Source organism: Flavobacterium paronense (genome assembly GCF_030409795.1).
In the GTDB taxonomy this organism is placed as follows: domain Bacteria; phylum Bacteroidota; class Bacteroidia; order Flavobacteriales; family Flavobacteriaceae; genus Flavobacterium; species Flavobacterium paronense.
Map to the genome: position 1 here is coordinate 1 of NZ_JAUFQN010000010.1, position 8,635 is coordinate 8,635.

The following is an 8,635-nucleotide window of genomic DNA, read 5'->3' on the forward strand; positions in this document are numbered from 1 at the left end:
GGCATCCTGAGCTATATCGGCGATGAGCAGCAGCTACGACAACTCACATTGTGGATGATGGGCAATCTTGGACAGGCGCAATGGCCGACATTATTGGTTGCCAGTTCATTCATCCTACCGGCCATTATCGCAACAACTTGTCTCGCCGGAACGCTGAATTTACTGCAGCTCGGTGATGAAGAAGCCCATTACCTCGGCGTGAACGTTAAGCGTAAACGCCAGCAATTACTGTTAGTGAGCTCACTGCTCGTTGGTGCTGCCGTATCGGTAAGCGGCATTATCGGCTTTATTGGCCTGGTGATCCCGCATCTGATTCGCATGACTACCGGAGCAAATCACCGCTGGCTAATCCCTTGTTCCGCCCTCGCCGGAGCCTGTTTATTGCTGATGGCAGACACGCTTGCCCGCACGCTGGTACAGCCAGCAGAAATGCCCGTGGGATTATTAACCAGCCTGCTTGGTGGCCCTTATTTTATGTGGTTGATTCTGCGAAATCGGAGGATCACATGATCAGCGCCCAGAATCTGGTTTATAGCCTTCAGGGGCGGCGTCTGACTGATAATGTCTCGCTGACTTTTCCCGGTGGGGAAATTGTTGCCATTCTCGGCCCTAATGGTGCGGGAAAATCTACGCTGCTTCGCCAGTTAACCGGCTACCTTCAACCTGATAGCGGCGAATGTCGGTTGTTAATAAGCCATTAAATGAATGGTCGATTACTGAACTGGCGAAACACCGGGCCGTGATGCGTCAAAATAGCCACATGGCGTTTTCCATTCAGCGTACAAGAAGTTATCCAGATGGTCGGCATCCGCATCGTACTGGTAATCAGGATAATGAAACAGCACAATAATGGCGTTATGTGACTGTCAGGCGTTAGCAAACCGCGACTATCGGCAATTATCCGGTGGTGAACAACAGCGCGTGCAATTAGCGCGCCTGCTGGTGCAACTCTGGGAACCTACTCCCTCACCGAATGGTTATTTCTTGATGAACCAACTTCGGCGCTGGATATTCACCATCAGCAGCACTTGTTCCGTTTATTACGCCAGTTAGTTCACGAACGGCAGTTCAATGTTTGCTGCGTATTGCACGATCTAAATCTTGCCGCGCGTTATTCAGACCGTATTGTATTAATGCAAAAAGGAAAGGTTATCGCAAATGGTAAACCGCAGGACGTATTGACACAGCAGGCGCTGACAATGCTCTACGGCGCGGATATTACCGTACTTAAAGATCCTGCCAACCATTCACCACTGATCGTCCTCGATCATTAAAAGCAACAGGAGTACCGCACTGGTACTCCTGCGAATAAATAACTATACAGATTAGCTAATTGAAACGCCTTTCACCCCTGCCATACCTTTTAATAATCGCAACAGATCTTCTATCGACGTTGTGGCATGAAGCTGGATATCAATGGCGACCACTTCATGATCTTCATTTTCCTGCAACGAAACTAAATCAGTTTTTATTTTTTGCTGCTTAAACCAGTCGAGCATTGATACCGTATTACCGTTCACTAATGTCAGCTGTAAATGGTAATTTTTGTTCATCAGGCGGAAGGTTAATTGATGGAAGACTTCCAGCACCAGCAAGGTCATCACTGAACCATAAATACCCAGTTTCGTACATACCACTGCCAATAACCATACCTATGGCGGCGGTCACCCAGATATCCGCTGCCGTCGTCAAACCTACAATATTTTGGTTACGAACGAGAATGTTACCTGCACCGATAACCCGACGCCCGTCACCACCTGAGCAGCAATACGGCTGGGGTCCAGTCCGACGTGATCTAAAGACAGTACGTCAGCAAAACCATATTTCGAAACAATCATAAACAGGGCGCTTCCCCCATGCCAATTAATACATGTGTGCGTAACCTGCTCCTTTGCCGCGCATTTGCCTTTCCATGCCAATAGCGCCACAGGCAATTGCCGCGAGTATAAGACGTATAATAAATTCTGCTGTCATATAAAATGCAAAAAGGAGCAGCAAGATGGCTCAACTTGCTACTCCTTTTTACTTGTACCTCATTAATTCGGCAGTCATTAGATGCTTTGATTTTTGAAGGTATACAAATTTTTCTGCGGGTTTTTCTTGCAGTATTCGATCACTTTAGGAATTTGAGTGAGATCGGTTTCATTTAAAGTAACGGTATCGCCACCTTTATATACTGTTTCTTCATGCAGCATCCACCATGCAACCGGGGTCATTGCTTTTGGATTCAGATCAATAAATTCCTGGCAGGTCATATCTTTAGCGGATTCATTGGCTGCCAGCGCAGATTGTGCGTTCACTAGTGACAAAGCCGCTACAGCGCCCATAAAAATAAACGCTTTACGGAGAGATGAAATATTCATTTTGTAACCCATTCAATATAGAGATTATATATGAACAGGAGGAATAGCTGCTTTTAAAGCAAGATATTCCGGCCTGTTCAATATGCAAGGAAGTACGATGTAACGCATTCCCGGAATTACATATCTTTCTTAATTTTGTCCATTCGCCTTTAACTTTATCTTTAAAGTTGGCTTGTTTATCCTGAGTACAAGCCTGAACGATAGCTGGGGTTACGGTTGCAATACCCTGAACATCTAAAACCGCATCTTCTGGTTTATCTTTGTTGTTCAGCGCTTCAGCAAACCAACTGCAGTTGGCTGGAAGGATTCGTCCACAGCCAGGAAATCTTCACAGGTCCAGGAGTTGACCGGTTTTTTGTTATCAGCTGCTTTTTGCGCATCCGCTGCATTGCTCACAACTGGCAGAAGAAGCAGACCACCAAGAATAACGCCTATACTTTTTTCATCGTAATATCCTCAACTATAAAGTGAAAGAGCCGTCACGAATCAATTTCGACACTGAGGTTATAACCTGGTTTTCTGTATATGTCATGTTGATGGAAAATATCAAAATAAGATATTTTTATTTCAATACAATGAGTTACAGATGCATCAGATACTGCAATTAGGAAATTTTTATTAAATCGACTGCATTCTTAGACGCGTTTTTGGCATAGATTGATAGCAGGGGATTTTCTTCTTAATTTTATAGGGTGGTTCTATGTTATATATAGATAAGGCAACAATTTTGAAGTTTGATCTGGAGATGCTGAAAAAGCATCGCAGAGCAATCCAGTTTATTGCCGTGCTGCTGTTTATCGTCGGGTTGCTGTGTATCAGTTTCCCGTTCGTCTCTGGCGATATTTTAAGCACAGTAGTGGGTGCATTATTAATCTGCTCGGGTATTGCGCTTATTGTCGGGTTATTCAGCAACCGCAGTCATAATTTCTGGCCGGTATTATCCGGTTTCCTCGTCGCAGTCGCCTATTTATTGATCGGCTATTTCTTCATCCGCGCACACGGAGCTGGCATTTTTGCCATTGCGGCATTTATTGCCGGTTTGTTCTGTGTTGCAGGGGTTATTCGCCTGATGAGTTGGTATCGTCAGCGTTCAATGAAAGGCAGCTGGCTACAGCTCGTTATTGGTGTGCTGGATATCGTCATTGCCTGGATATTCCTTGGTGCAACGCCGATGGTGTCTGTAACGCTGGTTTCCACACTGGTGGGAATTGAACTGATATTTAGCGCCGCCAGCCTGTTCAGCTTCGCCAGTTTGTTCGTTAAGCAGCAATAATTATCCCGGTTGTCACCGGATCATAGTCACTTGATGTGACTATGATCCGATTAATACTCTCTCCGCTACGCAGTGTTGTAGATCAATTGCGCACTATCATTGAAATAATTACCTGCTAGTGATTATTTCAAACCTACTGAATTTCATCTAATTTTTTTTCACTCCATGGCAAATTAGCCATTTCAAACATTATCATGGCTGATATTTTCCGTAGTCAGTTTAATGTTTTAAAAGTGCTGTGGGAAAGTGAACAAAGAGTTTCCGTAAGCGTGATGCTATGGGCGGTTAAATAAGTAATCCGGGTTCATTTTTTTGCAACTGGCGTGATTACATTGCATAAATATCCGTGTCTCCAGACGCTATATAAAAAACCTGAAGACATGAATGTGTTATTTACTCAGGTAATTTCAATGCGTTAAAAGAAAGCTGGCAATCCAATTGCCAGCTTAAGTCGAAACAAGGAGACTCGATATTTAAATCGGATTACATTTTAACTTTAGTAATATTCTTCAGAGATCACAAACTGGTTATTGATAACTTATTCTTGGGCAGTAATCCGCAAACGTTAACTTTTTGTTTGCTATTTACAAGCTGATAACAACCAGGAATCTTACTTAGGATCAATATATGGAGTGCGTGATGGATAAATCTGAAGTATTGATTAGTGTTAATAGACGTATTAGTTCACGAAGGGCAAAGTTCTTATAGGCGTTTACTATATTGAACAACGATTCGGACAAGATGTAAATAATGAAAAGGATGACATGTTCGAAACGATAACGGCTAAGGAGCAAGTTATGATTTTTCTCATGACGAAAGATTCTTTTCTTTTACAGGGCTTTTGGCAGTTGAAAGATAATCACGAAATGATAAAAATCAATTCCCTGTCAGAGATCAAAAAAGTAGGCAATAAACCCTTCAAGGTTATCATTGATACCTATCACAATCATATCCTTGATGAAGAAGCGATTAAATTTCTGGAGAAATTAGATGCCGAGAGAATTATTGTTTTGGCACCTTATCACATCAGTAAACTAAAAGCTAAAGCGCCTATTTTATTTTGTTAGCCGCAAAGAAAGTATCAAAAATCTTCTTGAGATTACTTATGGTAAACACTTGCCCCATAAGAATTCACAATTATGTTTTTCACATAATCAGTTCAAAATTATGCAACTGATTCTGAAAAATAAAAATGAAAGCATATCACGTCGGCGCTTAATATTTCGCAACAAACATTAAAGATTCAGAAATTCAACATTATGTACAAGCTGAAACTAAGACGTATGAGCGACATCGTCACCCTGGGTATCACATCTTATTTTTAGTCAGGACATAAGCAACTGAAATTGATGGCTGGCATGACGAGGGATGCAGATGCTGATTTCATTACCCCCGGTGATTACTAAAGGAGAGGCTAAAACGACTTTATTCCCCTGGTATGTGTATCCACCAGTAGAACCCTTCGTTGCCCGAATGCTGGCAGGAACTGTTGGCAGAACGGCAACATTTTTTTTTGTCGTTGACCTCACCATGTCGATCACTATGCCTGTATCCCACCTTACTGGCTGACAACCCCACTATGCCGCTGGTCTGTAAATCCCTCATATCTCTCCTCGCGCGCAATTTAAAGAACCGTTATTTCTCAAGAATTTTCAGGGAATAAAATGAACAGAAGAAGAAAGCTGTTTAATACCGTTGTTATTCTGCGGCGCGATGCTCACCGCCTGCGATGACAAATCGGCGGAAAACACCGCCGCCATGACGCCTGAGGTCGGTGTCGTCACACTCTCCCCTGGGTCGGTCAATGTGTTGAGCGAATTGCCGGTAGAACCGTTCCTTATGAAGTTGCCGAGATACGTCCCCAGGTGGGCGGTATTATCATTAAACGCAACTTTATCGAAGGCGATAAAGTGAACCAGGGCGATTCGCTGTATCAGATTGATCCTGCACCTTTACAGGCCGAGCTAAAACTCCGCCAAAGGCTCGCTGGCGAAAGCGCTCTCTACCGCCAGCAATGCCCGTATCACCTTTAACCGCCAGGCATCGTTGCTGAAGACCAACTACGTTAGCCGTCAGGATTACGACACCGCGCGCACCCAGTTGAATGAAGCAGAAGCCAATGTCACCGTCGCCAAAGCGGCTGTTGAACAGGCGACGATCAATCTGCAATACGCGAATGTCACCTCGCCGATTACGGGCGTCAGCGGGAAATCGTCGGTGACCGTCGGCGCACTCGTTACCGCTAATCAGGCAGATTCGCTGGTTACCGTACAACGTCTGGACCCGATTTATGTCGATCTCACGCAGTCGGTGCAAGATTTCTTACGCATGAAAGAAGAGGTCGCCAGTGGGCAAATCAAACAGGTTCAGGGCAGTACGCCAGTACAGCTCAATCTGGAAAATGGTAAACGTTACAGCCAGACCGGCACGCTGAAATTCTCCGACCCGACGGTTGATGAAACCACGGGCTCCGTGACGTTACGGGCGATTTTCCCCAACCCAAATGGTGACTTGCTGCCTGGCATGTATGTCACGGCATTAGTGGATGAAGGTAGCCGCCAGAATGTATTACTGGTGCCGCAGGAAGGCGTCACCCACAACGCCCAGGGTAAAGCAACGGCGCTCATTCTGGATAAAGACGATGTCGTGCAGCTACGCGAAATTGAAGCCAGCAAAGCCATCGGCGACCAGTGGGTTGTCACCTCTGGCTTGCAGGCTGGCGATCGGGTGATCGTTTCCGGTTTGCAACGCATTCGTCCGGGTATCAAAGCACGAGCAATTTCCTCCAGCCAGGAAAACGCCAGCACCGAATCGAAACAATAACGTTGCAGGCTTAAGGGGACTTTCATGGCTAACTATTTTATTGATCGCCCGGTTTTTGCCTGGGTACTTGCCATTATTATGATGCTTGCAGGTGGTCTGGCGATCATGAACTTACCGGTTGCGCAGTATCCGCAGATTGCGCCACCGACCATTACCGTCAGCGCTACCTATCCGGGTGCCGATGCGCAAACGGTAGAAGACTCGGTCACTCAGGTGATTGAGCAAATATGAATGGGCTTGATGGCCTGATGTACATGTCTTCAACCAGTGATGCGGCGGGTAATGCCTCTATCACTCTGACCTTCGAGACTGGGACATCTCCTGATATCGCACAGGTTCAGGTGCAAAATAAACTGCAACTCGCTATGCCTTCATTACCTGAAGCAGTGCAGCAGCAGGGGATTAGCGTCGATAAATCGAGCAGTAATATCCTGATGGTTGCGGCGTTTATTTCTGATAACGGCAGCCTCAACCAGTACGATATCGCGGACTATGTAGCGTCTAATATCAAAGACCCGCTAAGCCGTACCGCGGGCGTTGGTAGCGTACAGCTCTTTGGTTCCGAGTACGCCATGCGGATCTGGCTGGACCCGCAAAAACTCAATAAATATAACCTGGTACCTTCCGATGTTATTTCCCAGATTAAGGTGCAAAACAACCAGATTTCTGGTGGTCAACTGGGTGGCATGCCACAGGCGGCAGACCAGCAACTAAACGCCTCGATCATTGTGCAGACGCGTCTGCAAACGCCGGAAGAATTTGGCAAAATCCTGTTGAAAGTTCAGCAAGATGGTTCGCAAGTGCTGCTGCGTGATGTCGCCCGCGTCGAACTTGGGGCGGAAGATTATTCCACCGTGGCGCGCTATAACGGCAAACCTGCTGCCGGGATCGCCATCAAACTGGCTACCGGAGCAAACGCCCTGGATACCTCGCGGGCAGTCAAAGAGGAACTGAACCGCTTATCAGCCTATTTCCCGGCAAGTCTGAAGACGGTTTATCCTTACGACACCACGCCGTTTATCGAAATTTCTATTCAGGAAGTTTTCAAAACACTGGTTGAGGCTATCATCCTCGTCTTCCTGGTCATGTATCTGTTTTTGCAGAATTTCCGTGCCACAATCATCCCGACGATTGCCGTACCGGTGGTTATTCTCGGGACGTTTGCGATCTTGTCGGCGGTCGGTTTCACCATCAACACGTTAACTATGTTCGGGATGGTGCTGGCGATAGGGTTACTGGTGGATGACGCCATCGTAGTGGTGGAGAACGTCGAGCGTGTCATTGCGGAAGATAAGCTACCGCCGAAGGAAGCGACGCATAAATCGATGGGGCAGATCCAACGTGCGCTGGTCGGTATTGCCGTTGTTCTTTCCGCAGTGTTTATGCCGATGGCCTTTATGAGCGGTGCAACCGGGGAGATCTACCGCCAGTTCTCCATCACGCTGATCTCCTCCATGCTGCTTTCAGTATTTGTGGCAATGAGCCTGACCCCTGCCCTGTGCGCCACCATTCTGAAAGCCGCGCCGGAAGGCGGTCACAAACCTAATGCCCTGTTCGCACGCTTCAACACGCTGTTTGAAAAATCAACTCAGCACTATACCGATAGCACCCGCTCACTGTTGCGTTGTACCGGTCGCTACATGGTGATCTACCTGCTGATTTGCGCCGGGATGGCGGTGCTGTTCCTGCGCACGCCGACCTCTTTCTTACCAGAAGAGGATCAGGGGGTATTTATGACCACCGCGCAGTTACCTTCCGGTGCCACCATGGTTAACACCACGAAAGTGCTGCAACAGGTGACGGATTATTATCTTACAAAAGAGAAAGATAATGTTCAGTCGGTGTTTACCGTTGGCGGCTTTGGCTTCAGCGGCCAGGGGCAAAACAACGGTCTGGCGTTTATCAGTCTCAAGCCGTGGTCTGAACGTGTCGGTGAGGAAAACTCGGTTACCGCGATCATTCAGCGGGCAATGATTGCGCTAAGCAGTATCAATAAAGCCGTCGTCTTCCCGTTCAACTTACCCGCGGTGGCTGAACTGGGTACGCGTCAGGTTTTGATATGGAACTGCTAGACAACGGTAACCTGGGGCACGAAAAACTAACCCAGGCACGAAACGAGCTGTTATCACTGGCAGCGCAAGCACCGAATCAGGTCACCGGGGTACGCCCGAACGCA

The 8,635-nt window shown here is 46.7% G+C and carries 7 protein-coding genes and 5 pseudogenes; 8 read left to right on the forward strand and 4 right to left on the reverse strand.

Going from position 1 to position 8,635, the window contains the following annotated elements:
- The 3 genes and pseudogenes from shuU to QWY90_RS17050 all read left to right on the forward strand — a co-directional run.
- Positions 1-510 (forward strand): annotated as a pseudogene (shuU, locus tag QWY90_RS17040) (heme ABC transporter permease ShuU/ChuU); the annotation flags it as partial.
- Positions 507-701: an ATP-binding cassette domain-containing protein gene (locus QWY90_RS17045; RefSeq protein WP_290283971.1), complete on the forward strand. Its 195-nt coding sequence runs from the start codon at positions 507-509 to the stop codon at positions 699-701. The pseudogene shuU and the gene QWY90_RS17045, both read left to right, overlap by 4 nt.
- 327 nt (positions 702-1,028) lie before the next feature.
- Positions 1,029-1,274, forward strand: coding sequence for an ATP-binding cassette domain-containing protein (locus QWY90_RS17050; protein WP_290283973.1), 246 nt, complete (start codon positions 1,029-1,031; stop codon positions 1,272-1,274).
- 51 nt (positions 1,275-1,325) lie between these two features.
- On the opposite strand, the gene QWY90_RS17055 is transcribed toward QWY90_RS17050, so the two are convergent.
- The 4 genes and pseudogenes from QWY90_RS17055 to hdeA form a co-directional block, all read right to left on the reverse strand.
- On the reverse strand, positions 1,326-1,553 hold the full coding sequence (locus tag QWY90_RS17055; protein WP_001411557.1) for a hypothetical protein: 228 nt from the start codon (positions 1,551-1,553) through the stop codon (positions 1,326-1,328).
- Positions 1,510-1,737 (reverse strand): MgtC/SapB family protein, encoded by a 228-nt coding sequence (locus QWY90_RS17060; RefSeq protein ID WP_500683662.1) that lies wholly within the window; start codon positions 1,735-1,737, stop codon positions 1,510-1,512. The genes QWY90_RS17055 and QWY90_RS17060 overlap by 44 nt, the downstream gene beginning before the upstream one ends.
- 314 nt (positions 1,738-2,051) lie before the next feature.
- Entirely contained in the window at positions 2,052-2,363 is a 312-nt protein-coding gene (gene hdeB / locus QWY90_RS17065) for an acid-activated periplasmic chaperone HdeB (protein WP_290283975.1), read from the reverse strand.
- A gap of 124 nt (positions 2,364-2,487) precedes the next feature.
- Positions 2,488-2,798 (reverse strand): annotated as a pseudogene (gene hdeA / locus QWY90_RS17070) (acid-activated periplasmic chaperone HdeA); the annotation flags it as partial.
- A gap of 265 nt (positions 2,799-3,063) precedes the next feature.
- On the opposite strand from hdeA, the gene hdeD reads away from it, so the two are divergent.
- The 5 genes and pseudogenes from hdeD to mdtF form a co-directional block, all read left to right on the forward strand.
- On the forward strand, positions 3,064-3,636 hold the full coding sequence (gene hdeD / locus QWY90_RS17075; protein ID WP_290283976.1) for an acid-resistance protein HdeD: 573 nt from the start codon (positions 3,064-3,066) through the stop codon (positions 3,634-3,636).
- Between the two features lie 797 nt (positions 3,637-4,433).
- A pseudogene (gene gadE / locus QWY90_RS17080) lies at positions 4,434-4,961 on the forward strand (acid resistance transcriptional activator GadE).
- 528 nt (positions 4,962-5,489) lie between these two features.
- On the forward strand, positions 5,490-5,669 hold the full coding sequence (locus tag QWY90_RS17085; RefSeq protein ID WP_500683663.1) for a hypothetical protein: 180 nt from the start codon (positions 5,490-5,492) through the stop codon (positions 5,667-5,669).
- Positions 5,620-6,459, forward strand: a pseudogene (locus tag QWY90_RS17090) (efflux RND transporter periplasmic adaptor subunit); the annotation flags it as partial. The gene QWY90_RS17085 and the pseudogene QWY90_RS17090, both read left to right, overlap by 50 nt.
- A gap of 24 nt (positions 6,460-6,483) precedes the next feature.
- Positions 6,484-8,635: pseudogene (mdtF, locus tag QWY90_RS17095) on the forward strand (multidrug efflux pump RND permease MdtF); the annotation flags it as partial.

Coding starts and splice junctions, on each gene's coding strand:
- QWY90_RS17045 (WP_290283971.1), top strand. CDS start 507: ATGATCAGCGCCCAGAATCTGGTTTATAGCCTTCAGGGGCGGCGTCTG.
- QWY90_RS17055 (WP_001411557.1), bottom strand. CDS start 1,553: ATGAACAAAAATTACCATTTACAGCTGACATTAGTGAACGGTAATACG.
- hdeB (WP_290283975.1), bottom strand. CDS start 2,363: ATGAATATTTCATCTCTCCGTAAAGCGTTTATTTTTATGGGCGCTGTA.
- hdeD (WP_290283976.1), top strand. CDS start 3,064: ATGTTATATATAGATAAGGCAACAATTTTGAAGTTTGATCTGGAGATG.